Source organism: Nocardiopsis nanhaiensis (assembly GCF_054778635.1).
This window is the reverse complement of the sequence record NZ_BAAGZJ010000113.1, coordinates 1-21565: the sequence shown is the minus strand read 5'-3', so window position 1 is coordinate 21565 and position 21565 is coordinate 1. Positions and strand designations below refer to the sequence as shown.

At 69.9% G+C, this 21565-nt stretch carries 19 protein-coding genes and 2 pseudogenes; 5 read left to right on the top strand and 16 right to left on the bottom strand.

The features are described from left to right. Positions 1–263 (top strand): annotated as a pseudogene (locus ACYVD1_RS32085) (hypothetical protein); the annotation flags it as partial. Positions 264–349: 86 nt separating this feature from the next. Here ACYVD1_RS32085 and ACYVD1_RS32080 read toward each other — a convergent pair. Continuing rightward, positions 350–508 (bottom strand): hypothetical protein, encoded by a 159-nt coding sequence (locus ACYVD1_RS32080; protein ID WP_460778217.1) that lies wholly within the window; start codon positions 506–508, stop codon positions 350–352. Here ACYVD1_RS32080 and ACYVD1_RS32075 point away from each other — a divergent pair. After that, a pseudogene (locus ACYVD1_RS32075) lies at positions 507–860 on the top strand (MFS transporter); the annotation flags it as partial. The gene ACYVD1_RS32080 and the pseudogene ACYVD1_RS32075 sit on opposite strands and share 2 nt — an antisense overlap. A gap of 97 nt (positions 861–957) precedes the next feature. Here ACYVD1_RS32075 and ACYVD1_RS32070 read toward each other — a convergent pair. The 10 genes from ACYVD1_RS32070 to ACYVD1_RS32025 all read right to left on the bottom strand — a co-directional run bounded on the left by ACYVD1_RS32070 (position 958) and on the right by ACYVD1_RS32025 (position 14480). Beyond that, positions 958–1875: an FkbM family methyltransferase gene (locus tag ACYVD1_RS32070; RefSeq protein ID WP_460778216.1), complete on the bottom strand. Its 918-nt coding sequence runs from the start codon at positions 1873–1875 to the stop codon at positions 958–960. 331 nt (positions 1876–2206) lie between these two features. Next, positions 2207–4474: a terpene synthase family protein gene (locus ACYVD1_RS32065; RefSeq protein ID WP_460778215.1), complete on the bottom strand. Its 2268-nt coding sequence runs from the start codon at positions 4472–4474 to the stop codon at positions 2207–2209. Between the two features lie 38 nt (positions 4475–4512). Further along, positions 4513–5517, bottom strand: a complete 1005-nt coding sequence (locus ACYVD1_RS32060; protein ID WP_460778214.1) for a 4-hydroxy-3-methylbut-2-enyl diphosphate reductase — start codon at positions 5515–5517, stop codon at positions 4513–4515. A gap of 83 nt (positions 5518–5600) precedes the next feature. Then, positions 5601–6638, bottom strand: a complete 1038-nt coding sequence (locus ACYVD1_RS32055; protein ID WP_460778213.1) for a family 2 encapsulin nanocompartment cargo protein polyprenyl transferase — start codon at positions 6636–6638, stop codon at positions 5601–5603. 11 nt (positions 6639–6649) lie between these two features. Continuing rightward, entirely contained in the window at positions 6650–8053 is a 1404-nt protein-coding gene (locus ACYVD1_RS32050) for a family 2B encapsulin nanocompartment shell protein (protein WP_460778212.1), read from the bottom strand. Positions 8054–8457: 404 nt separating this feature from the next. Next, complete coding sequence (locus tag ACYVD1_RS32045) at positions 8458–9867, bottom strand: family 2B encapsulin nanocompartment shell protein (protein WP_460778211.1); 1410 nt, start codon at positions 9865–9867, stop codon at positions 8458–8460. A 464-nt stretch (positions 9868–10331) separates the two neighbouring features. After that, positions 10332–11561 (bottom strand): MalY/PatB family protein, encoded by a 1230-nt coding sequence (locus ACYVD1_RS32040; RefSeq protein ID WP_460778210.1) that lies wholly within the window; start codon positions 11559–11561, stop codon positions 10332–10334. Between the two features lie 56 nt (positions 11562–11617). Further along, positions 11618–12343 (bottom strand): metal-sulfur cluster assembly factor, encoded by a 726-nt coding sequence (locus ACYVD1_RS32035; RefSeq protein WP_460778209.1) that lies wholly within the window; start codon positions 12341–12343, stop codon positions 11618–11620. Next, positions 12340–13392 (bottom strand): amidohydrolase family protein, encoded by a 1053-nt coding sequence (locus ACYVD1_RS32030; RefSeq protein WP_460778208.1) that lies wholly within the window; start codon positions 13390–13392, stop codon positions 12340–12342. Before ACYVD1_RS32030 ends, ACYVD1_RS32035 begins: the two co-directional genes overlap by 4 nt. Positions 13393–13442: 50 nt before the next feature. Then, a complete protein-coding gene (locus tag ACYVD1_RS32025; RefSeq protein WP_460778207.1) occupies positions 13443–14480 on the bottom strand; it encodes an NAD(P)-dependent alcohol dehydrogenase in 1038 nt (345 codons plus the stop codon). Between the two features lie 188 nt (positions 14481–14668). Between ACYVD1_RS32025 and ACYVD1_RS32020 the strand changes: the two genes are divergently transcribed. Continuing rightward, complete coding sequence (locus ACYVD1_RS32020) at positions 14669–15871, top strand: alpha/beta hydrolase family protein (RefSeq protein WP_460778206.1); 1203 nt, start codon at positions 14669–14671, stop codon at positions 15869–15871. A gap of 67 nt (positions 15872–15938) precedes the next feature. On the opposite strand, the gene ACYVD1_RS32015 is transcribed toward ACYVD1_RS32020, so the two are convergent. From ACYVD1_RS32015 to ACYVD1_RS32005, 3 genes are read right to left on the bottom strand one after another with little or no spacing between them, the layout of a single operon-like run. Next, complete coding sequence (locus ACYVD1_RS32015) at positions 15939–16916, bottom strand: ArsA family ATPase (protein ID WP_460778205.1); 978 nt, start codon at positions 16914–16916, stop codon at positions 15939–15941. Continuing rightward, complete coding sequence (locus tag ACYVD1_RS32010; RefSeq protein ID WP_460778204.1) at positions 16907–17233, bottom strand: cory-CC-star protein; 327 nt, start codon at positions 17231–17233, stop codon at positions 16907–16909. The genes ACYVD1_RS32015 and ACYVD1_RS32010 overlap by 10 nt, the downstream gene beginning before the upstream one ends. Next, positions 17193–18971, bottom strand: coding sequence for a carbon starvation CstA family protein (locus ACYVD1_RS32005; protein ID WP_460778203.1), 1779 nt, complete (start codon positions 18969–18971; stop codon positions 17193–17195). Before ACYVD1_RS32005 ends, ACYVD1_RS32010 begins: the two co-directional genes overlap by 41 nt. 147 nt (positions 18972–19118) lie before the next feature. Here ACYVD1_RS32005 and ACYVD1_RS32000 point away from each other — a divergent pair, with 147 nt between their 5' ends. Further along, entirely contained in the window at positions 19119–19925 is an 807-nt protein-coding gene (locus ACYVD1_RS32000) for a hypothetical protein (protein WP_460778202.1), read from the top strand. 155 nt (positions 19926–20080) lie between these two features. Here the strand turns inward: ACYVD1_RS32000 and ACYVD1_RS31995 are convergent, their stop codons facing one another. Beyond that, positions 20081–20272 (bottom strand): DUF397 domain-containing protein, encoded by a 192-nt coding sequence (locus ACYVD1_RS31995; protein ID WP_460778201.1) that lies wholly within the window; start codon positions 20270–20272, stop codon positions 20081–20083. Positions 20273–20282: 10 nt separating this feature from the next. Further along, complete coding sequence (locus tag ACYVD1_RS31990; RefSeq protein ID WP_460778200.1) at positions 20283–21137, bottom strand: helix-turn-helix domain-containing protein; 855 nt, start codon at positions 21135–21137, stop codon at positions 20283–20285. 226 nt (positions 21138–21363) lie between these two features. On the opposite strand from ACYVD1_RS31990, the gene ACYVD1_RS31985 reads away from it, so the two are divergent. Continuing rightward, positions 21364–21565, top strand: a 202-nt coding sequence (locus tag ACYVD1_RS31985; protein ID WP_460778199.1) for a hypothetical protein, incomplete at its 3' end; no start/stop codon positions are given.

Below are 21565 nucleotides of genomic sequence, written 5' to 3'. Positions count from 1 at the left end.
AGCCGACCGCCCCAGCAGCGGTCCCCGGGATCCGGCCCCAGGGGTCCAAGGAACAGACGATGCGGCTCCTGAGAACCGACCCGCACCGGGGGTGGAGCCCCATCGAAGTGGCCCGGGCCTTGGAGTATGCCCACTACCGGAGCCTGGCCACGCAGATGGGGGTATGGGCCAAGGAAGGGTTCCTGCAACGGATCGCTCGAGGCCGCTACACCCTAGCTCCACAGTGGCTGAGAGCAGAGTTGACAACTACACCCGCCCCTTAACTACGCGGTCTTGACGCAGACCTGAGGACGTTGACCAGCTGCTGGAGGACCGGGAGGCGGAACCGTTCCCCGCCGACCGCGGGGCCTCAGGACTGGTGCGCGTGGGTGTGGTGCGCGCCGGAAACCTCGGCGTGTTCCCGTTCCAGCGCTGCACTGTGCGCGAGGAGTGCCGGGTAGTCGACAGCCGCGCCCTGCAGGAGCACGTCGATGGCCCCTGCGGGCGGCGCGGGTGCGGGATAGGTCATGACGGACGACGACCAGACACGAAGCGGCACCCCGGGCGCACCCGCACCGCACACCACCGCCAGTGACCGCGCCACCAAGAAGGAGTGGGCCGAGCTCGCCCTGCTGGTACTACCGATGCTGGCGGTCGCCACCGACCTGACGGTCCTGTTCCTGGCCCTGCCCACGCTCAGCGCGGACCTCGATCCCACCGCGTCGCAGGGGCTGTGGGTCGTGCACGTCTACGGCTTCCTCATCGCCGGGTTCCTGGTCACCATGGGACGCCTCGGCGACCGGATCGGTCCCCGGCGGCTGCTGCTGATCGGCGCCGCCGCCTTCGCCGCAGCCTCCGTGCTCGCGGCCTACTCGGCCACGCCCGGGAGGAGCGCCCATCGGAGCACTCGCGGAAAGCCGCACCGGGAGGATGCACCGGCACCGCCAAGCTGCCCGAAAACCGGGGCCGGCACCGCGCTCAGGCCAGGTCGGCCGACGTCTCCGTCGGCCGGCAGGCGTCCAGGGCGCGGCGCCACGCACGGGTAGCCGCCCACAACGCGTCGGCGGGCGGCTCGGGGGCGAAGAGCCACATGCGCTGGTCTCCCGCGGAGAGCCGACCGTCGATCACGGCGCGCGCGGGTGGGGGCACCTCGTCCCCGAGCTGGTGCCAGCTGTAGTCGAGCGGCCGCAGCAGCTCCATGAGCCGTTCCTCGACACCGCGGCCCGGCAGGACCTCGCAGAGGATCCAGGGGCGGAACTCGCGCAGGGCCTCGCGGCCCCCGGCGACGACCTCGGGTTCGGTGGTCTCGGTGTCGATCTTGACCACGGCCGGGACGGTGCCGGTGCGCTCGCACCAGCGGGACAGCGTGTCCACGCGCACCTCGATCCGACCGGCCTCGGGACGGAACCCCGGCGCAAGGGAGTTCGAGGCGTCCGAGGTGGAGGAGAGCGTGAACGACGCCTTCCCGGCCCGGTCGCCCAGCGCGCGCTCCACCACCTCGACCGGGAGTCCGTTGGCCGCGGCCAGTTCCCGCGCGGTGGCCGCGATGTCCGGGGTGGGTTCGAAGGCCCGCACGGGACGCGTGCCGCGCGCGGCCGCGAGCAGGCTGTACACGCCCACGTTCGCCCCCACGTCCAGGACCGCGCCCGGACCGGCGTGCTCCAAGGTGGCGAGGAAACAGGCCAGGGTCTCGGGTTCGAACCCGGCGAGCCCCTCCCGTTCGAGTTTGCGCGGCAGCCAGAGCCCCCTCGGCGCGGTGAGGGCCAGCGCCGTCGGCCCGGTGCCGACTTCGCCTTCACGCCGTGGGAGCGCCAGGTCGAAGCTGCGCGCCGTCGGCAGCCGGGACGGCTCGACCCCGCCAAGGCGCCGCGGGAGTCCGCCGCGAACGCTCCGCACCGTTCTCCTCAGCACCGGGTGTCGTCTGACAAAGCAGCGGATCCGGTTGGCAACCACAGGAACTCCCGAAGTCTGGGGGCCTCGACTGTGGGGGATGTGCGCGGTGCCGCGCGGGCACCGCGGGCCCCACTATGCCCTCGCGTTCCCCCGTCGGGCACGAGTGGCGCCGAGGGTTCCGGCAGCGCTCACCAGGGCGTCATCCCCCGTCCACCCGCCACTTCCCCGGACCTTGGCCGCCCCCTTCCCTGCGGCGGGCTCGACGGTCCGACAGGCGCAGGCCACGGCCCCGTCCGGCAGCTGGACCGCCCGGGGCGAATCCGACCCGGCCGGTTCACCAGGGCACAGGCACCGGGGCACCGCCGGGCCGCAGGCGGGCCGCGGAGGTGCCCAGACCCGTGGGGGACCAAGCGAAGTCCAGGGGCATCCCCTCGCCCAACTGCTGGGGGGACCGCAGACGGCGCTGCTCCTCCTCGGTGTAGCGGACACACTTGCGGTGCCACTCCAGGATCCCCGCCATCCACTCCTTGATGCCCTCGGTGTCACGGGTAATCGCCCGCCGGTGCGCCTCTTCGAGGTCGAAGTCCTGGAACAGCCTCGGCAGGTCGTTGGCGAGGATGTGCTCGAACTGCTCCATACGCGCCCGCATGAGGTCGGCCACGACCTCCCGTGCCCGGTAGCGGTCCAGACCGAGGAAGTTCTCCACGACGAGGACGAGGTTGTGCACCTCCCCCTCGAACTCCACCTCCTTCTGGTACGAGAAAAGGTCGTTGAGGAAGCACGCGTAGTCCTGCGCCGCGGTCTCCAGCTCGCGCATGGTCCGCGTCCGGAAGACCTCCTCCGGCACGTCCGCGGAGTGCGTCAGCTTGGCGAGGCTCCTCGTCATGTCCGACCCGAAGGTCCTGCGGCGCATCTCCATGTAGTCGACCGGGTCGGGCACGCGGTGGTGCGCCTGGTTCTCCATCTCCCACAACCAGCTCGAGGTCATGTCCTCCACCGCCTTGCGGAACACCGCCCGGGCGGGCTCGGCCATGGGTCCCGCGGTGCGGCGCCACAGGTCCGCCAGGCCGCGTTCCAGCGGGTTGGTCGGCTCCGGGGTGTCGCCGGCGTCCAGCGGCATGAAGTCCGAGAACCGGTCGTTGCAGAGCTTGGCCGCCGCGAGGTTGCGGGTGCTGCCGAACACCACGGGGAAGTAGTCGTCGCCGTAGGTGCCCCACGCCAGCCAGTCAGAGGACAGGCACAGCTGCTCGTAGCTCGCGTCGGCGTGGATCATGGCGGCGCAGTGGGCGAGGTCCAGGCCGATGAACTGGCGCTCGTTCCACACCCCGCTGGCCTCCACACCGGGAACGGAGTCGAAGAAGCCCACGCTGCGCGCCCAGCCCACCGCGTAGCTCCGGGCCGCGTCGATGTACCGGTTGGTACGGATGGGGAACGGCATGTAGAGATCCGGCAGCTCCAGCTGACCCACCCTGTGCAGCACCGGCTGGGAGTGCTGCCGGGATCGGCGCCGCACGCCCGGTGCCAGCGAGGAGAACGCCGGGCGGGCGGCGGAGGTGCCCAGGCCGGTGGGGCCGCCCAGCTCACCGGACGGGCGGGTGGCGGCACCCTCGTTCATGTACCGGTTGGAACGCGCGTGCCACTCGTGCCCGCCCGCCTGCCAGTCCTGGAGGCCCTTGACGTAGGCGACCACCCCGGCCTGCTCGTGCGGCGCAGCGCCGCTCTCTGTGAGCAGGGCCGGGACCTCGCCCAGTGCCGTGTCCTCGAACTGCACCAGCCGGGAGGTCAGCAGGTCGTTTACGAGCTCGGCCGCTTCCTGTGTGGGACGGTCGAAGAACCGCTCGAAGACGAGCACCGCGTTGGAGTTCTCGCCCTCCTCCATGACCTCGCGCTGGTAGGAGAAGAGGTCGTTGCGCAGGTGCACCGCGTCGGAGAACGTGTCGGACAGCACCCGCAGGGGACGCGCCTCCGCGATGCCCGCGGGGAGCTCGGCGTCCACGGCGACCTCGACGAGGTTGGCCGACCACGGCGCCCCGCCGACCCTGCGCCGCATCTGGATGTACTCGATGGGGTTGGCGACGCGGTCGCGCTCGATGTTGTCGAGCTCCCACATGGACTCCACCATGAGGTTGTGCGTGCTGCGGGTGAAGCGCCGCCGCCAGTCCGCGGACATGGACGGCACCGTGCGCCGCCACAGGTCGGCCAGCCCCGCCTCGGCCGGGTTGTCTGGTTCCCTCGGCCGCTCCCCGTCCTCGGTCATGAACGACTCGAGGTCGTCGAGGAAGACCTGTGCCCCGGAGAAGTCGCGGGAGTACTTGAACTGCTCGAGGAAGTAGTCGTCGAAGAAGAACACCCAGACGTACCAGTCGGTGATCAGGTCCAGGGCGGGTCCGTCGCAGTCCGGGTGGGTGTAGGCGCACATCAGCGCGTAGTCCATGCCGGCCAGGGCGGCCTCGTCCCAGACAAGCCCGCCGCCGGGCTTGGGGCTGTCGAGCATGCCCATCCGCCGGGCCCATTCCATGCTGTGCTCGCGGGTGCGCTCCAGATGGGGGTTGAGCCTGGCCGGGTGCGGCAGGTAGAAGTCGGGCAGGTCGAACGCTTGCATCGCGCCTACTCTCGTCGGGGTCGGAACGGGTGCTGGGGTCAGGCGGTCCGGACCTGCGGCGGCAGCGTGAAGCTCACCGTCTCGCGGGCGGTCTCGCGCTCGGACACGGTCACCGGCCCCAGCTCGGACAGCGCCGCGATGACGTCCTCCACCAGGTGGGGCGGGGCCGAGGCACCCGCCGTGAGCCCGATCGTCGCCGCCCCGTCGAGCCACTCGGGGCGGATGCGGCTGACGTCCTCGATGAGGCGGGCCGGTGTTCCGCCGCGCTCGGCGAGCTCCACAAGCCGCAGTGAGTTCGAGGAATTGGCCGAACCCACGACGAGTACGAGGTCGGCTTCCTCCGCGATCTCCTTCAGCGCGTTCTGGCGGTTGCTGGTGGCGTAGCAGATGTCGTCGGAGCCGGGCCCGCGCAGAGCGGGGAAGCGGGCCCGCAGGGCCTCGACCACCTCGGCGGTCTCGTCCACCGCCAGCGTGGTCTGCGTGAGGTAGGAGACCCGTTCGGGGTCGTCGACTTGCAGCCGTGCGACGTCCTCGGGTGTCTCGACCAGCACGGTGTGGTCCGGCGCTTCACCCAGCGTCCCCTCGACCTCTTCGTGTCCCGCGTGGCCCACCAGCACGACGGTGTCGCCGCGCCGCGCGAACCGGCGGGCCTCGACGTGCACTTTGGTGACCAGGGGGCAGGTCGCGTCGATCACGTCCAGCCCGCGGCGGTCCGCTTCGGCGCGGACCTGCGGGGAGACACCGTGTGCGGAGAACACCGTCGTGGCTCCGCGGGGGACGTCGTCGAGCTCGTCCACGAACACCGCGCCCCGGTCTTCGAGCTCGGCCACCACGTGCACGTTGTGCACGATCTGTTTGCGGACGTAGACGGGGGCTCCCCGCTGTTCCAGCGCCCGCTCCACGATCTCGACGGCGCGTTCCACCCCGGCGCAGAACGAGCGCGGCGCGGCGAGCAGGACGGTCCGGGGACGGGGCACGGTGCCGGGTTCCGGCGGAGCGGTCGTGTGCGCGGTGTGCTCATCGTGGGGTTCGGTGGTGGACATGTCGTCTCCTCAACCTCTCGCTTCCTCGCTGTCGTGGTGCGGTCCGCCCGGACCGCGGGCCGCCGGGCCCCGCACGCCCGGTGTCAGTGATCGCGTTGGACGGCGAACCGGGCCAGGCGGCCGAGTTCCGCGGCTGGTCGCGGAACCAGGTCCGCGGAAGCGAGCTCGCGCAGGGCCCGTTCGAGCAGTTCCTCGGCCTGGCGATGGCTCCACCCCCTGCCGCCGGCCGCGTCGACCAGTTCCGCGGCCCGGACGAGCTCGGCCTCCGAGAGCGCCCGCTTTCCGGAGTAGAGTGCCGCCAGCTCCCGTCCCGCGGCCGTGTCCGAACTCAGGGCGGCCACCACCGGCAGGGACTTCTTCCGGCTGCGCAGGTCCGAGTGGGTCGGCTTGCCGGTGGCCCCGGGGCTCCCCCAGATCCCGAGGAGGTCGTCGACGTGCTGGAACGCGGCCCCGAAGGACAGACCGAAGCCGCGCAGCTGCTCTGCTCGGCCGGTGTCTCCGCCGAACGCCGCCCCGAGCGCGCAGGCGCACCCGAGCAGCGCACCCGTCTTGTCCTCCGCCATCCGGACGCACTCCGCCAGTTCGACTTCCTCACGGGTCTCGAAGTCGAGGTCGGCCCACTGCCCGTGGATCAGGTCCTGCACGGCGGTCCCGAGCCTCCGCGCGCCGTCGTGGGCGGCCGTGTGGCCGCTGGCCGCGAGCACGTCCAAGGCCAGGGTGAGCAGGGCGTCCCCCGCCAGGATCGTGGGGTTGGTCCCGAACACGGTCCAAGCAGTGGCGCGGTGGCGCCGTTCGGTGTCGCCGTCCATGATGTCGTCGTGCAGGAGGGAGAAGTTGTGCACCAGTTCCACGGCCACCGCCGCCGGCACCCCTGATTCGGGTGTCCCGCCCACCGCCTCCGCGGAGAGCAGGGCCAGTGTCGGCCGGATCGCCTTGCCGGAGGCGGCCGTGTCCGGTACGCCGTTCTCGTCGCACCAGCCGAAGTGGTAGGCGGCGATGCGCTGTATGGCGGGCGGCAGAGTAGCGACCGCGGCGCGCAGGGCTGGGTCGACCAGTTCGCGGCCGTGTGCCAGGACCTCACCCGGCTGACGGCCCTCCGCGGTTTCCTCGATGATGGCCATGTGCTTACTCCTCAGCGCGAGACGTCGACGTTCTCGAGGACCCCGAGCGCGTCGGGCACCAGGACGGCGGCGGAGTAGTAGGTGCTGACGAGGTAGGAGATGACCGCCTGCTCGCCGATGCCCATGAACCGGATGTTCAGTCCCGGCTCGTACTCGTCGGGGATCCCGGTCTGGTGCAGGCCGACCACGCCCTGCGCCTCCTGGCCGGTGCGCATGGCCAGGATGGACGTGGTGCGGGAACCGGTGACGGGGATCTTGTCGCAGGGCAGGACGGGTACTCCGCGCCAAGCCGCCATCCGGGCCCCCTCGACTTCGGTGGACTCCGGGTAGAGGCCGCGCCGGCTGCACTCACGCCCGAACGCGGCGATGGCGCGCGGATGTGCCAGGAAGAACCGCGTCTTCCGCCGGCGTGAGAGCAGTTCGTCGAGGTCGTCGGGGGTGGGCGGACCCGTGCGGGTGTGGATGCGCTGTCGCAGCGCGGCGTTGTGCAGCAGGCCGAAGTCGCGGTTGTTGACCATCTCGTGTTCCTGGCGCTCGCGCAGCGCCTCGATGGTCAGCCGGAGCTGCTGCTCCACCTGGTTCATCGGCTCGTTGTACAGGTCGGCCACCCTGGAGTGCGCCCGCAGTACCGTCTGGGCCACACTCAACTCGTACTCCCGGGGCTCGCGCTCGTAGTCCACGAACGTCCCCGCCAGCGCCGGCTCACCGGCGTGCCCCGCCGACATCCCGATATCCGCCTCGCCGCACTTGTTCCGGGGTCCGGGATCGGTGAGCTGCTCCCGGATGTGCGCGCGCAGGGACTCCGACTCGCGGACCGCGCGCTCGGCCTCGTCCCTCCGCAGTGCCATCACGATGCACGGGGTGGTGGCCTTGACGGTGAAATCCCAGGTGTCAGGGTCCTGCCCGAGTACCTCCGCGCCGAAGTACGCGCCGTCGGCCAGGACGTCGAGGACCGCCGGCTCGTCGTACTTGCCCTGTCCGACCTTCTTCACCTTGCCGTGGGCCAGGACGTACACCCCGTCCACCGGCTGACCGGCCTCCACGACGACCTCGCCCGGCTGGAACTCGCGCTGCTCGAACCGGTCGGCCAACGCCTCCAGCACCGCGTCGTCACCGAACCCCCGCAGAGCCGGAAACTCCCGCAACTCCCCCGGCACCACACTCACCTCAGCACCGGTATTCACACACGTCACACGGCCATCGCCCACCGTGTACACCAGGCGACGGTTCACCCGGAACACCCCGCCACGAGCCTCCACCCACGGCAGCATCCGCAACAGCCACCGCGACGTCACCCCCTGCATCTGCGGGGACGACTTCGTCGTCGTCGCCAGATTCCGCGCCGCCGACGTCCCCAGACTCAACTGCCCGGGTGTGCGCTGTCGGTTTCCGTCGTCCGTTTCCACCACTGTCAAAACAAGAGCCACCAATCCTGCTCGGCGCTGTCGGTCTGGAACTGCCCGCCCGGCCGGCGGCCCCGAACGGGCCGCCATGGGGGTGGCGGCCCTTCGCGGCTGCCTGGGGGCTCGGCCCGCTCGGGGTTGAGGCCGATCGGGGCTGGGGCCGCCCGGGGGGGGCTTGGGGTGAGAGGAGGTCTTGGGCGTGTTCGGTGGATGCTGCCCGTCGCGAGCGGCGTATCCAGTGGTGCTGGCACAAGGCCGAAGGAGGAGTTCCCCTGCTGTGCACTGCCTCGCAAGCTCGGCAGCATCGCACAGCGGGGGCCCGCCCGGGTTCGGCTGTCGACTGAGAGATGCGCAGTGACAGTGCCGCTGGGGCGACGCGCAGCAGGGTATGTGTCCGCCGAACATGCCCTAGGGCCTTAGTCCTCCCGGCCGAGTTCGACGTCCTCCAGGACACCCAGGGCATCGGGCACCAGGGGGGCCACGGAGTAGTAGGTGCTGACGAGGTAGGAGATGATCGCCTGCTCGTTGATGCCCATGAACCGCACGGAGAGCCCCGGCTGGTACTCGTCGGGGATCCCGGTCTGGTGCAGGCCGACCACGCCCCGGTTCTGCTCTCCGGTCCGCATGATGAGGATCGAACTGGTGCGTGCGCTGGTGACCGGGATCTTGTTGCAGGGCAGGAGGGGCACGCCCCGCCAGGCCGGGACCTTGTGGCCGGACATGTCGATGCTCTGCGGGTAGAGGCCGCGTCGGCTGCACTCCCGCCCGAACGCGGCGATGGTGCGCGGGTGCGCGAGCATGAAGGCCGGCTCCTTCCACACCGTGGCGAGGAGCTCGTCGAGGTCGTCGGGGGTGGGCGGACCGGTGCGGGGCTGGATCCGCTGTTCGAGGGCGGTGTTGTGCAGCAGGCCGAAGTCGCGGTTGTTGACCATCTCGTGCTCCTGGCGCTCGCGCAGCGCCTCGATGGTCAGCCGGAGCTGCTGCTCCACCTGGTTCATCGGCTCGTTGTACAGATCGGCCACCCGGGAGTGCACGCGCAGCACCGTCTGGGCCACACTCAACTCGTACTCCCGGGGCTCGCGCTCGTAGTCCACGAACGTCCCCGCCAGCGCCGGCTCTCCGACGTGCCCCGCCGACATCCCGATATCCGCTTCACCGTGGTCGTTCCGGGGTCCGCGGTCGGTGAGCTGGTCCCGGATGTGCGCGCGCAGGGACTCCGATTGGTCGATCAGCTCAGCCATCGACCGCTGGGGCAGCGTGAGCACCGTGCACCGGGTGACGGCTTTGGCCGTGAAGTCCCAGGCGCCCTCCGAGCCGGTGAGTACTTCGTCGCCGAAATGGCTGCCGCCGGCCAGGACGTCCAGGACGATGGCGTCTCCGTACTTGCCCTGTCCGACCCTGTTCACCTTGCCGTGGGCCAGGACGTACACCCCGTCCACCGGCTGACCGGCCTCCACGATGACCTCGCCCGGCTGGAACTCGCGCTGCTCGAACCGGTCGGCCAACGCCTCCAGCACCGCGTCGTCACCGAACCCCCGCAGAGCCGGAAACTCCCGCAACTCCCCCGGCACCACACTCACCTCAGCACCGGTATTCACACACGTCACACGGCCATCGCCCACCGTGTACACCAGGCGACGGTTCACCCGGAACACCCCGCCACGAGCCTCCACCCACGGCAGCATCCGCAACAGCCACCGCGACGTCACCCCCTGCATCTGCGGGGACGACTTCGTCGTCGTCGCCAGATTCCGCGCCGCCGACGTCCCCAGACTCAACTGCTGGTCGCCCGTCGGCGCGGAGTCCGACCCAACCGTCTCCGTCACAGAAAACACCACCGTTTCCGATCGCAATCAACACAGGGAAATTCGACACGACACCCGTGGAATGAATTCCCTGGGCGCCGAATGCCGCCCCCCCCAAAGAGACCACACTCCCGGGGTGCGCGCAATAGAAATGGAAATCATTCAACAGGGACGGAAAATAGGATATTCGTTCAGGCGTACCCGCAGCTCAGCCCGTACTAACAAAGAGAATGAGAGCGCGCACAGCGCGGACTGGGGACACTTATGGCGAACGCGACAAATCCACGCGATCCCATCGAAAAAGCCCGAACGATTTAACCTCTTATGCGGGTGATGTCGCGATCGCGAGAATCCCACGCATGCTCCCTGATGGCCACGGGTTTTCCCTTACGGACCAACCAGAAGATCCGCGGTGCCTTGTCTGCAAAACGGACCGCTCATTGAACGGGCGCAGCCCAGCGGTACCGGCGTTCGGGGCGTCCCGTTCAGCGGCGCGCGCGGGCTGTCTCCTGCTCAGCGGCGCGGCCCATCCGGGTGACGGCTTCGGTGAGCACCGCCTGCGAGGTGGCGAAGTTGACGCGGACGTGCCCTGATCCCCCGCTGCCGAAGGTGTGACCGGAGCTGAGCGCGACCCGGGCCCGGTCGAGGAACATGCGCGCGGGACCCGCGAGTTCGGTGACCGCTCCCGGCCCGTCAGCCGACGCGGCGGAGTCCGGGTCCAGGGCCCGGCAGTCGAGCCAGGCGAGGTAGGTGCCTTCGGGGCGCAGGTGGCCGACCTGGGGAAGGTGTTCGTCGATCAGGCGCGTGAGCAGTGTCCGGTTGGCGTCCAGGCCCCGGAGCAGAGCGTCCAACCACTCCTGGGAGTCGCGGAAGGCCGCTGTGTGGGCGATGATCCCGAGATGGCTGGGCCCGTGGCCGACCTCTTCGGGCATCCGGGCCAGGTCCGCGGCGGCCTCGGGGCCGCTCACGGCCAGCGCGGCCTTGAGCCCCGCCAGGTTCCAGGCCTTCGAGGCGGATGTCAGCGAGAACGCGTCCTCGGATCCGGCGACGGTCAGGTAGGGGGTGAATTCGGCGCCCGCGAGCACCAGAGGGGCATGGATCTCGTCGGAGATCACCCGCACGCCGTGCCGTCCCGCCAACTCGGCGACGGAGCGCAGCTCGGCCCCGGTGTGCACGGCGCCCGTGGGATTGTGCGGGTTGCTGAGCAGGTACACCCCCCGAGGGCTGGCGGCGCGCGCCCTGCCGAAGGCCCTGTCGAGGGCTTCGAGGTCGACGCGTCCGTCCGCCGCGAGCGGCGACTCGACGATCTGGCGGCCGGCGTGGGTGACGAACGCGTAGAACGGCGGGTAGACCGGGGCGTTGACGACCACCGGGTCCCCGGGCTCGGTGACCAGCCGGAGCACCTCGACGATGCCCATCATGACGTCGGGCACGATCCTGGTGTGCTCGGTCGGGAAGCCGGCCCAACCCCACCGGCGTTCGGCGAAGCCGGCGAGGGCCCGCGCGTACTCGTCCCCGGCCGGATAGCCGGTGTCGCCGGTGTCGACGGCACGGCGCAGGGCGTCGGCGATCGGGGCGGCCAGGGGTACGTCCATTTCAGCCACCCACAACGGGAGCACGTCCTCACCGTAGGCGCGCCACTTCATGCTGGTGCGCTGGCGCAGTTCGGTGAGTGACAGGGCTTCGAGCGGGTTCGTTGCGTCGGCTGCGTTCACGCGGCTCACCTCACCTGACGACGGCCCACGATGATGCCACGGGAAGCGCCGTCGGGTCAGCCCGGCGGACTCTGCCCCTCCTTCCCGTATCGGGTGCGCAGCAGGCCGCGGCACCAGCCCGCGTTGCCCTCGATGCTGATGCGGGTGGTCCGGGCCAGGCGCAGCCGGATCGGAAGCTCCTCTTCTGTGAGCGCGGCGCCCGACTCGTCGACCAGCAGCGGGGCCTTGGCGTCCGAGGGAAGGCCGAGGTCCGCACGGCGGCGGCGCAGACGCCCCAGGTCGGACGCGGGCACCCGGTCGGCCAGGTCCCCCAGGCGCAGGCTCAGGAGCTCCGCGTGGTCGGCACCGCCCGCCAAGAGTGTGCTGGCGACCAGTTCCTGGCCGGCTTCGTGGGCCTTGCGCCGGAAGGTGCGGCGCAGCTCCTCGAGCTCGCCCTCGGCCAGCTCCGGGAAGGACGCGCCGAAGCCGTGGCCCGCGGCGACACCCGCGTTGATCTCCTCGGACGCGAAATGGTCGAGCAACCGCACCCGGACCCCCGCGACGCCCGGCAGGGCGCGCAGGGCGTCGTCGGCGTCGGCGACCATGAGGAACGCGAAGTTGGGTGCGCAGAAGTAGGTCGGCAGCCGCAGGTCGACGGTGACCGTCCCGTCCTCGTCCACCCCGGTGCCGGACACGAACCCGAGGTCGGTGACGGGCTCGTCCAGTTCCGGGTCGCGTACCGTGTCCAGCGCGCGCCGCACCGCGGCGGCCGACACCGGGGGCCGCGCGCGTGTGCGCGTCATCCCGTCACCGCCTCCTCGTTCTTGGTGGCGGCCACCACCGGTGAGGTGTCGCGCTGCTCCGGCACGGACAGCCCGAGCCCGGACGGCACCTCGATGTCGTAGAGGCGGGCCAGGTTGAGCCCGAGGATCTTGCGCTTGACGTCCGCCGTGAGCTCCCCGTACTCGCCCTGCATGTCCTCGGGTATCTGGAAGTCCGCGAACGCCTCGACCAGCCACTTCGGCGTCCAGATCGCGTAGTCGCTGGCGAAGGTGACACGGTTCTCGTCCAGCCAGTAGAGGAGTTCCCCGATGATCTGGGCGAAGTACCGCGGTCGCGTGTGGATGAACGGCATCGCCACCGCCAGCCCGCCGTACACGTTGGGTTCCTGGGTGGCGATCCAGCAGAAGTCCTCCAGCCTCGGCAACCCGACGTGCTCGACGATGAAGTTGAGGTCGGGGAAGGCCGTGGCCACGTCGTCGACGTCGGCCACGTCGAAGGCGTCCCGGTTGAGGGGGTAGATGGTGGGGCCCTTGTGCACGTGGATGTTGCGGATGCCCAGTTCCCGGCACTTCTCCAGGTAGCGGTAGGACCAGGGGTCGGACAGCTTCCAGCCCTTGGACTCGCCCTTCCACTCGGCGGTGTAGAGCTTGACACCCTTGAGCTTCCACCGCTCGGCCAGCCGCTCCAGTTCGGCCAGGCCCGGCTCGCCGTCGCGCGGGTCGAACGAACCGTTGACGATGAACTTGTCCGGGTGCTTCTCGGCCAGCACCCCGTCCTGCTCGGTCGTGTTGAAGCCGTTGACGAAGAAGTCGGTGAGGTAGGTGGGCTGGAAGATCGCCTTGTCCACGTGGCCGACCTCGAACAGGTCGTGCAGGACGTCCTCTTCGCTCTGGCGCTGGAAGTGCTCCAGGTCCCACACCTCGCCCTCGGGGCTGAGGTTGCGGTGGTAGTCGTAGAAGCAGTTGATGAAGCCCTCGCCGTAGCGGTTGGCCTGGTTCTCGGGCCTGCCGTCCCAGAAGTGGATGTGTCCGTCGACGATGAAGTAGCGTTCCCCGTCCTTCTCGTACATCTGGTTCCCCCCGCGGTTGTGCGGGCCGCGAAGGCCCGCGCTCGAACACCTCAGCGTTTGACGGGCTCGAGGATGGCGCGCCCGCCCGGTATGCGCCCCTCGTCCAGGTCGGTGAGGGCGTCGACGGCCGCGTCCAGGGGGTAGGCCTCCGTCCGCAGGCGGACGCTCCCCTTCGCGGCGAGGACCATCAGCTCCACCAGGTCGGTGTAGGAGCCGACGAGGTTGCCGATGACGTTGATCTCCCTGGAGATGACGTCAATGGTGGGGATGTCGACCGCGCCGCCGTAGCCGATGACGAAGTAGCTGCCGGCGTTCCGGGTCATCGACACCCCCTCGCTCTCGGTGCCGCCCTCACCGACGAAGTCCAGGACCACCTCGGCGCCCCGGCCGCCGGTGGCGTCCAGGACGGTCTCCACCTGTGTGCCGTCGGCGACCACGGTGTGGTGGGCTCCCATGTCGTCGGCGAGCCGCAGCGCCTCCGGCGACCGGTCCACGACGACCGTCTCGGCGGGCGTCATGGCCAAGAGCGACTGGAGGCCGATGTGGCCGAGCCCGCCGACGCCGATGAGGACCGCGTACGCGCCCGGTGGAAGCATCGGGACCGCCTTGCGCACGGCGTGGTAGGCGGTGAGTCCGGCGTCGGCCAGCGCGGCGACCTCGGCGGGTGCCAGCCCGGGGTCGAGCTTGACGCAGGCACGGGCGTTGGTGAGCAGGTATTCGGCCATGCCGCCGTCGGCGTTGATGCCGGGGAACGAGGAGTCCTCGCAGTGCACGTCGTCGCCGGACCGGCAGGCCAGACACAGGCCGCAGGTGACCAGCGGGTGCAGGATCACCTTGTCCCCGGGGCTGACGTTGGCCACTGCGGCGCCGGTCTCCAGCACGGTCCCCGCGTTCTCGTGGCCGATGACGTACGGCAGCTCGACGCCGCTCTTTTCGGCCCACTGCCCCTCGACGATGTGGAGATCGGTGCGGCACACTCCGGCTGCGTTGACCTCGACCAGGACGTCCAGCGGTCCGGTGACCTTCGGGTCGGGCACCTCGTCGATGGACGGCCGCTGGTTGTACTCGTGGACCCGTACGGCACGCATGTCTCTCCCCCGAAGGCTGATGTGAACTGCGTCACTCCATGAGAACACGAGCCGGAATCCATGGGAAGTGGCCGGAACTGCGTAGGCCCCCCTCCCTTCAGCCCGGGCCCAGTCCCGGTGAGCGGAATACGCGCGCGCCGGAGCGAGTGCGTGCGGCACCGTCTTGGGGGACTTCGGGAGGTACGCTCATGCCCTTCATCCACCGGCCCAGGACAGCCGTGGTCACGGCGCCCGCGGTGTGCGCCGTCTTCGCCCTGCTGGCGAGTACCGCTGCCGCAGCCCCGCAGCGGACCGACGGCCCGGGGCACGCCGAGGACTGGCGCGGTGCGCCGTACTCGGTGGCGGAGATCGCGGGGGTACCGGGGCTGCCCGGAGCCGAACGCGACCTCTTGGTGACCTACGGGTCGACGGGTGCGTCCGGAGAGCGCATCACCGCCTCCGGGACCGTCGCGGTACCCCCCGGAAAGCCGCCCGAAGGCGGCTGGCCCGTGGTGGGTTGGGCGCACGGCACCACCGGGGTGTCCGACCTGTGCGCCCCGTCGGCCCAGTTCCCGGACGGGCCCGCGTACGAATACGCCTCCATGGCCGACGAGACACTCGACCAGTGGATCGAGCGGGGTTACGCGGTGGTCCGAGCCGACTTCGAAGGGCTCGGCACACCTGGCGGCCACCCCTACCTGAATGGACCAAGCGCCGCCAACACCGTCGCCGACCTGGTCACCGCCGCACAGCGGATCGACGAGAACGTGGGGGAAGACTGGGTCGCCCTCGGGCACAGCCAGGGCGGCCACGGAGTGCTGTACACGGCGGACGGCACCCAACCCGGTGTCCAGGCCTCGGAGAACCAACCGCTCGGCGTGGTCTCGGCCGCCCCCGGCGGCGTCGGCGTCAGCGAGCTGGTCGCCTTCTTCGAGGAGGCCGACCCCGACGACGAGAGGACCAGGGAGGCACTGCCGTTCCTTCCGCTGCTGCTCCTTGGTGCGGCCGCCGCCGAACCGGGGCTCGCCCCGGAGGAATACCTGACCGAGGGCGCGCAGCCGGTCCTGTCCGCTGCCCGGACCGGGTGCATGGACGACATCCGCGAGGCCGCAGAGGGCATCTCCGCGGACGCGATCTTCCGCGAGGACGCGCAGACCGACGACCTGGAGTCCTACTTCCGCTCCCAGGAACCCGACGACCTCGAGTTGGAGGTACCCACCCTCTTCGTCCAAGGCACGGAGGACGTCCTCGTACCCCCGGCCGAGACGGAGTGGCTCGCCGAGACGCTGGCGGACCGGGCCACCGCCGACGTCGACTACCGCGCCTACGAGGGCGAGGACCACCGCGGGGTGCTGGCCGCGTCCTTCGAGGACACAGTGGAGTTCGCGGACCGGCTGCACGCGGGGCGCTGAACAGCCCCTCGAAGGTCTCGTGCCCGGGGCCGTAGCCCGCGTCCCCGGGCCCGGATACGCGCCCTGGTCAGCCGATGCGGGCGGCCAGGGCGCGCAGGGCGCCGGGGCCGATGGGTTCGTCGTCCACCAGGTCGAGTTCGACGGTGCCGTAGGGGGCGAAGCGCTCCCGGACGGCCTTCAGCAGCTCGGGGTCGGCCTCCGGAGGGACCTGGTTGACCACCACCGTGCCCAGGCGGAAGCCGGTCTTGGCGAGTTGGGCCGCGGCGCGGTCGGTCTCGGCCAGGACCATCCGGCGCGGCACTAGGACGAGCCTGACCTCGGCGTCCTCGCGCAGGCGCTCGGCCGCCCGTTCGAGCTTGCGGCGGCGCGCGTGCAGCTTCTCGAGGAGGGGATCGTCCGGGGCGCCGTCGGTTCCGCCCCCGACCACTCCCACGGCGAACCGGTCGGCGTCGACGGCGCGTTCGCGCTGTCGCACCAGTCCCTGGACCCACGGGGTGAGCAGTTCGGGAAGGTCGAGCAAGCGGAGGAGGTGGCCGGTCGGGGCGCTGTCGACCACCAGCCGGTCCCACTGGCCCGGTACTTCCGCCATGGCGTCCATGAGCAGGTCGGCCAGGGCCGACTCCGCCATGCCGGGGCCGGCCGCGGCATGGTCCAAGTGCCGGGTCACGGCGGGCAGGACCTCCTGGGGCAGGGCGGCACTGGCGTCGTCGCCGATCTGCCGGACGCGGCGGCGCAGGGCGGCGTCCGCGTCGGGTTCACGGGCCCACAGGTGGTCGGTGACCCGGACCGGGCGGTCCCCGAGGGGAAGGTCGAGCGCGTCACCGAGGGAATGTGCGGGGTCGGTGGACACGAGCAGGGTGCGCAGGCCCTCGTCTGCGAGGCGGACGGCGTACGCCGCGGCCATGGTGGTCTTGCCGACTCCGCCCTTGCCTCCGAAGAAGACGATGGGGGCGTCCTTGACGGGTCGGCCCTGCTCGGCACCGCTCCGGTGCCCGTCCCGGTGCCTGTCGCGCTCCCCGCGCCGCCTGCCGAACCTCAACAGCACACCCCCGGCCCACCGAAGTCGTCGCGCCCCATACGCTGATGCCATTCGTGCAGGTCAGCGACCATGTAGGGGATCAGGTCGAGAGTCTCATAGGACACGGGCCCCTCAACTCCCAGGGTCTCCAGGAGGAGAAGGGCCCGCAGTGTGTCCTCCTGGGTGCGCGCCTCCCGGCGGATCTCCTGCCGCCAACGCGAGGCGAAAACCTCGTCGTGGAAGGCCTCCACCCGCTTCCAGGCGTCACGCGCGCGAGAGAGCGCACCCAACAGGTCCACGTTCCTACTTCTCCTTCGGGTCGGAGCTGTCGGAAGCCGTCTCATCGGCCTCCGCGCCCTCGGACTCCGCATCCGCGCCACCGGCTTCGCCTCGGGCGGCCCAGGCCTTGCGCAGCGCGAGGGTGGCCTCCACGATCAGCCAGAGCGCCAGGACGAAGATGACGAAGTCCAACGGGGCCAGCAGGAACTGGTCGACCAGGGAGTCCGACCGCACGAACTCGACGAGGTTGACGATGAGCGCCCAGGACGTCATCACCAGCAGGAAGACCAGCGGAACGAGGACGGCGATCGGGTTGCGCCCGCGCTTGGTCACCCACACCGCGACCACCGCGAGCGCCAGCCCGGCGGTGAGCTGGTTGGTGGTACCGAACAGCTGCCACAGGGTACCGAAGGCGAAATCGCCGGGGACGAGCGCCAGGGCAAGTGGGACGGCGGTGGCGATCACGGTGGCCATCGTGAGGTTGCGCGCCAGCGGGCGGAACCCAGCGATCGTGGCGATCTCCTGGACGATGTAGCGCTGGAGCCGCACACCGGTGTCCATGGTGGTGGCTGCGAAGCTGACCACGACCACCACCGCGAAGATGACGCCGACCTGCAAGGGGACACCGATGTTGGTGGCGAACTGGCCGACACCCTCGACGAAGTTGCCGGTCGCCCCGGCAGAGGCGGAGCCGAAGTCGCTGTAGATGCCGTTCCACTCGACCAGCGGCGAGGCGGAGGCGGCCACGACACCGGCGGTGCAGGCGAGGATGGAGCAGACCGCGAGCGTGCCCTCACCCGCCGCGCCCAGGTAACCGACCATCCGGGCGTCGGTCTCCTTGTCGAGCTGCTTGGCCGTGGTCCCGGACGCGACGAGGCTGTGGAAACCGGAGATCGCACCGCAGGCGATGGTGACGAACAGCAGCGGGAACCAGGGCGGGGAGTCCGCCGGGATGTCGGTGTTGATCGCCGGGGCGACGATGGTGTCCCAGCCGGCGATCACGCCGAGGAAGATGACCACGAAGGCCAGGATCATCTGGTGGAGATTGATGTAGTCGCGCGGCTGCAACAGCATCCACACCGGGAGGCGGGACGCGATGAAGGCGTACAGGAACAGCAGGAGGATCCACACGGTGACCGGGGTCGTCCCCAGTGCCTCAGCGAAGCCGGTGAGGTCGATCGGGTACATCACGCCGAGCGGAATGCACACGTAGACCAGGGCCAGCGCGATGATCGACGGCACCAGGGCGGCGGTCCGGCGCCGGTAGACGACCTGGCCGACCGCGATGGCCAACGGGATCGCCACGAGGACCGGTAGCACCGCCTCGGTGTAGTCCGCGAAGAGGTTGGCGATGACGATGGCGAACACCGCGTTGACCATGGTCAGCAGGAAGAAGATGATCACCAGGAACAGCGTCCTGGCACGCTTGCTGATGACCTCCCCGGCGAGGGTGCCGATGCTCCGCGCCTTGTGGCGGACCGACACCGCCAGGGCTCCGAAGTCGTGCACACCGGCCGCGAAGACCGTGCCCAGGAGGACCCAGGCGAGGGCGGGTCCCCAGCCCCAGAACACCGCGACGGCAGGACCGACGATGGGGGCTGCCCCCGCCACGGAGATGAAGTGGTGGCTGAAGACGATGTGCCGATTGGTCGGAACGAAATCGACGCCGTCCTTGTAAGTGTGCGCGGGGGTGACGTACCCCGGTTCGAGCGCGTACACCTTCTCCGCCAAATATCGCGAATAGTAGCGGTAGCCAAGGGCGAACACCGCCACCGACGCGAGTAGGACTAGGGCTGCGGGCATGGCCGGGGCCCACCTTTCACGCTCCGGGTCCGAGCCGACACGGCGACCCCATCCGTACTCGTCACCCGGGAGTCGCAGCCGATTCGGAGGATGGGTTAAAGTCATCAGAAATTAACACGCGTCATTCCTCACTTATAAGGCCTGACCTTGACGGACCTGATCACGGTTTGGCAGCGATCCACCGTCGCCGAACTCAGTTGGACCACCCCTGCGGGGCCCCTGGGTATTCCCGTGGTTCCGCTCTTGTGGCGCGACACCCCGTGCGTCGCCCTCCCCTACTCCATGGCCGGGACCGCCCTCTCCCTCCGCGGTCTGCGGGTGGCCTTCAGCGCGACCGCCGAGGACGCGGGCGGCCGGACGGCGGTGGCCGGATCGGGCCCCGTAGACGTGGTGGAGGACCTAGAGGGGGCCGAGTTCGTGGAGCACCTGGTGGAGCAGGAGGCGGTCAAGCACCCGCCCACGCGGCTGCGCGCGGACAGCCTGATCGCCCGCAGGGAGAACTGGTGGTGGGTGCCCCGGGTGATCGTGTCCCTGGCCTCGTTGGAGGAGGAACGCGAACTCCACCCGCGTACGCGGGCCACGGACGCACTGCTGGTCCGCGACCGTTCCGGGCGCCCGGTGGTCGACGTGGTCACCGCCGAGGACTGGTCGGACCGTTCGGCGGAGAGCATCGGCCTGTGGTCCCGCGCAGGTGGGCTGCTCGAGGGGGCGGAGGAACCGGTGTTCGCCTTCTCCCACCAGTACAGCCCCGACTTCGAGCGGTGGGAGCGCTGGTTCCGGTCGGGCCGCCTCACGGGTGAGACCCTGATCGTGAACGACGCTGAGGGCACGCCGGTCGGCGAAGCCCCCTCCGGGCCTATGCCGCCCTACGGGCTACTCGAACGCTTCTCCAACCACCGTTCCGTGGCCCGCGCCTGCCGCGCGGGCATCGCCGCAGCGGAGTCCCGCGGCTAGATGGGGGCTCCCCCTTGGTCATGGACACCTGCAGCCAGCAGTACAGCGGAGAAGCCTACTTCCCGACCACGCGGTACCGGGGTACAGTACTTTCGGGATGCTTCTGGTAATCACAGTAGGCCCCCGGGGCGACCCGGGGGCCTTCGCTGTTGGCGCTACAGACGGGCCGCAGTGGTGAGAAGCGCGGCCCACTCGGCGGAAGGGAACGCGAGGTGCCCGTCCTCACGACGCTTGGTGTCACGCACAGCCGACAGGCCGGGGCTATCGGCGACCTCGACGCAGTCCTGAGTCTGGCCCCCACTGTGGGAGGACTTGCGGAAGTTCAGGGTGTGGGACGTTTCTGGCATGGACACTCTCTCAGAGGGATGACAAGCGGTTCCGAATCAGCGCGCGCGACTCGTCTACGGACAGGGCGGATGCCTGCACAAAGTCGAACCGGCGCGTGTACTGGCGAATCTGCGGTTCGGACTCCAGGTAGAGCTCTTCGGAAGCGACCTCCAAATACACCACCGGCGGCTCGGGCACCGGAAACTCCATGATCACGAAGTGCGCGGTCATGGCAGCGTGCGGGCCACCCGCTACGGGAAGGACCTGGATCCCGACGTTCGGCCGTTGGCTGACCTCAACAAGGTACTCCAGCTGGTCACTCAGCTCGGGCGTGATGTGAAGCAGCGCGGCTTCGTCGATGACAGCCCAGAACGCTGGTGGATTCGCGCGGCTGAACACTGCCTTGCGCAGCATGCGAACCTCGACCCGTTGGTCGACATCATCGACGTCACCCATGGAACTCGCGACGGCCATGGCACGTGCGTAGGGCTCAGTCTGGAGTAGTCCCGGGATGGTCATGGACTGATAAGAGCGGATCGAGGAAGCCTCCGACTCCAGCCCGATCAGCTGCCCGGTGCCGAGGACGTTCTCATAGGTCGCCCACCAGCCCTTACGGCTCGCCTCTTTGACCAGCTCTGCGTACCCGTCCCGCTCGTCGGAGTCTGTGACTCCATAGATGTCCAGCAGCAGGAAGACATCGTCGACGGAAAGCCTCTTCCAGTCGCCGGTTTCAAGCCTGTTCACCTTGGATTCGGACCACCCGCGTGTCTTGCCGCTGCGCTTCTTGGCTTCGGCCGCGACAGCTTTCGCCGTCAGCCCGGACTTCTCACGTTGTTGGAAGAGGAGTCGGCTGAGACGCCGTCGGCGCAGGGTCGGGCTGACCATGTCGCTGTCCTTCCGTGCGGGCCCCGTCTGGCGCCCTGATCTTACGGCGGACCAGAGAGATTCCGACATTTCACGCACCCTTCGTAAAAATTCACTGCCATCACCTAGATTACTCGCACCCGTTAAAATTTGGGGCTTGCAAATATTTAAGAACGGCGCAAACATAGAGTCACCAGAACATCCCGCCGGACCTCCCATCCGGCATCCGAGCACCAGGAGCCGCGCTATGCCGCGATACCTGAACCTGTCCGAGCTGGCCTACGTGCGCCACCGAGCCGCTGACCTGCTGAGCCGCCGCCGTCCCCGTAACGCGGGGCGGGTGCGCACCTACGCCGCTGCTCCCCGAACCCTGGCCGAGGCGCGGTCGCCGCGCTCGCCCCGGCCGCCGCAGGTCCCGGGGCCCCGGCGCCCCTTGGAAACCGCACCCC

Coding starts and splice junctions, on each gene's coding strand:
- ACYVD1_RS32080 (WP_460778217.1), bottom strand. CDS start 508: ATGACCTATCCCGCACCCGCGCCGCCCGCAGGGGCCATCGACGTGCTC.
- ACYVD1_RS32065 (WP_460778215.1), bottom strand. CDS start 4,474: ATGCAAGCGTTCGACCTGCCCGACTTCTACCTGCCGCACCCGGCCAGG.
- ACYVD1_RS32060 (WP_460778214.1), bottom strand. CDS start 5,517: ATGTCCACCACCGAACCCCACGATGAGCACACCGCGCACACGACCGCT.
- ACYVD1_RS32055 (WP_460778213.1), bottom strand. CDS start 6,638: ATGGCCATCATCGAGGAAACCGCGGAGGGCCGTCAGCCGGGTGAGGTC.
- ACYVD1_RS32035 (WP_460778209.1), bottom strand. CDS start 12,343: ATGACGCGCACACGCGCGCGGCCCCCGGTGTCGGCCGCCGCGGTGCGG.
- ACYVD1_RS32030 (WP_460778208.1), bottom strand. CDS start 13,392: ATGTACGAGAAGGACGGGGAACGCTACTTCATCGTCGACGGACACATC.
- ACYVD1_RS32025 (WP_460778207.1), bottom strand. CDS start 14,480: ATGCGTGCCGTACGGGTCCACGAGTACAACCAGCGGCCGTCCATCGAC.
- ACYVD1_RS32020 (WP_460778206.1), top strand. CDS start 14,669: ATGCCCTTCATCCACCGGCCCAGGACAGCCGTGGTCACGGCGCCCGCG.
- ACYVD1_RS32010 (WP_460778204.1), bottom strand. CDS start 17,233: ATGAGACGGCTTCCGACAGCTCCGACCCGAAGGAGAAGTAGGAACGTG.
- ACYVD1_RS32005 (WP_460778203.1), bottom strand. CDS start 18,971: ATGCCCGCAGCCCTAGTCCTACTCGCGTCGGTGGCGGTGTTCGCCCTT.
- ACYVD1_RS31995 (WP_460778201.1), bottom strand. CDS start 20,272: ATGCCAGAAACGTCCCACACCCTGAACTTCCGCAAGTCCTCCCACAGT.
- ACYVD1_RS31990 (WP_460778200.1), bottom strand. CDS start 21,137: ATGGTCAGCCCGACCCTGCGCCGACGGCGTCTCAGCCGACTCCTCTTC.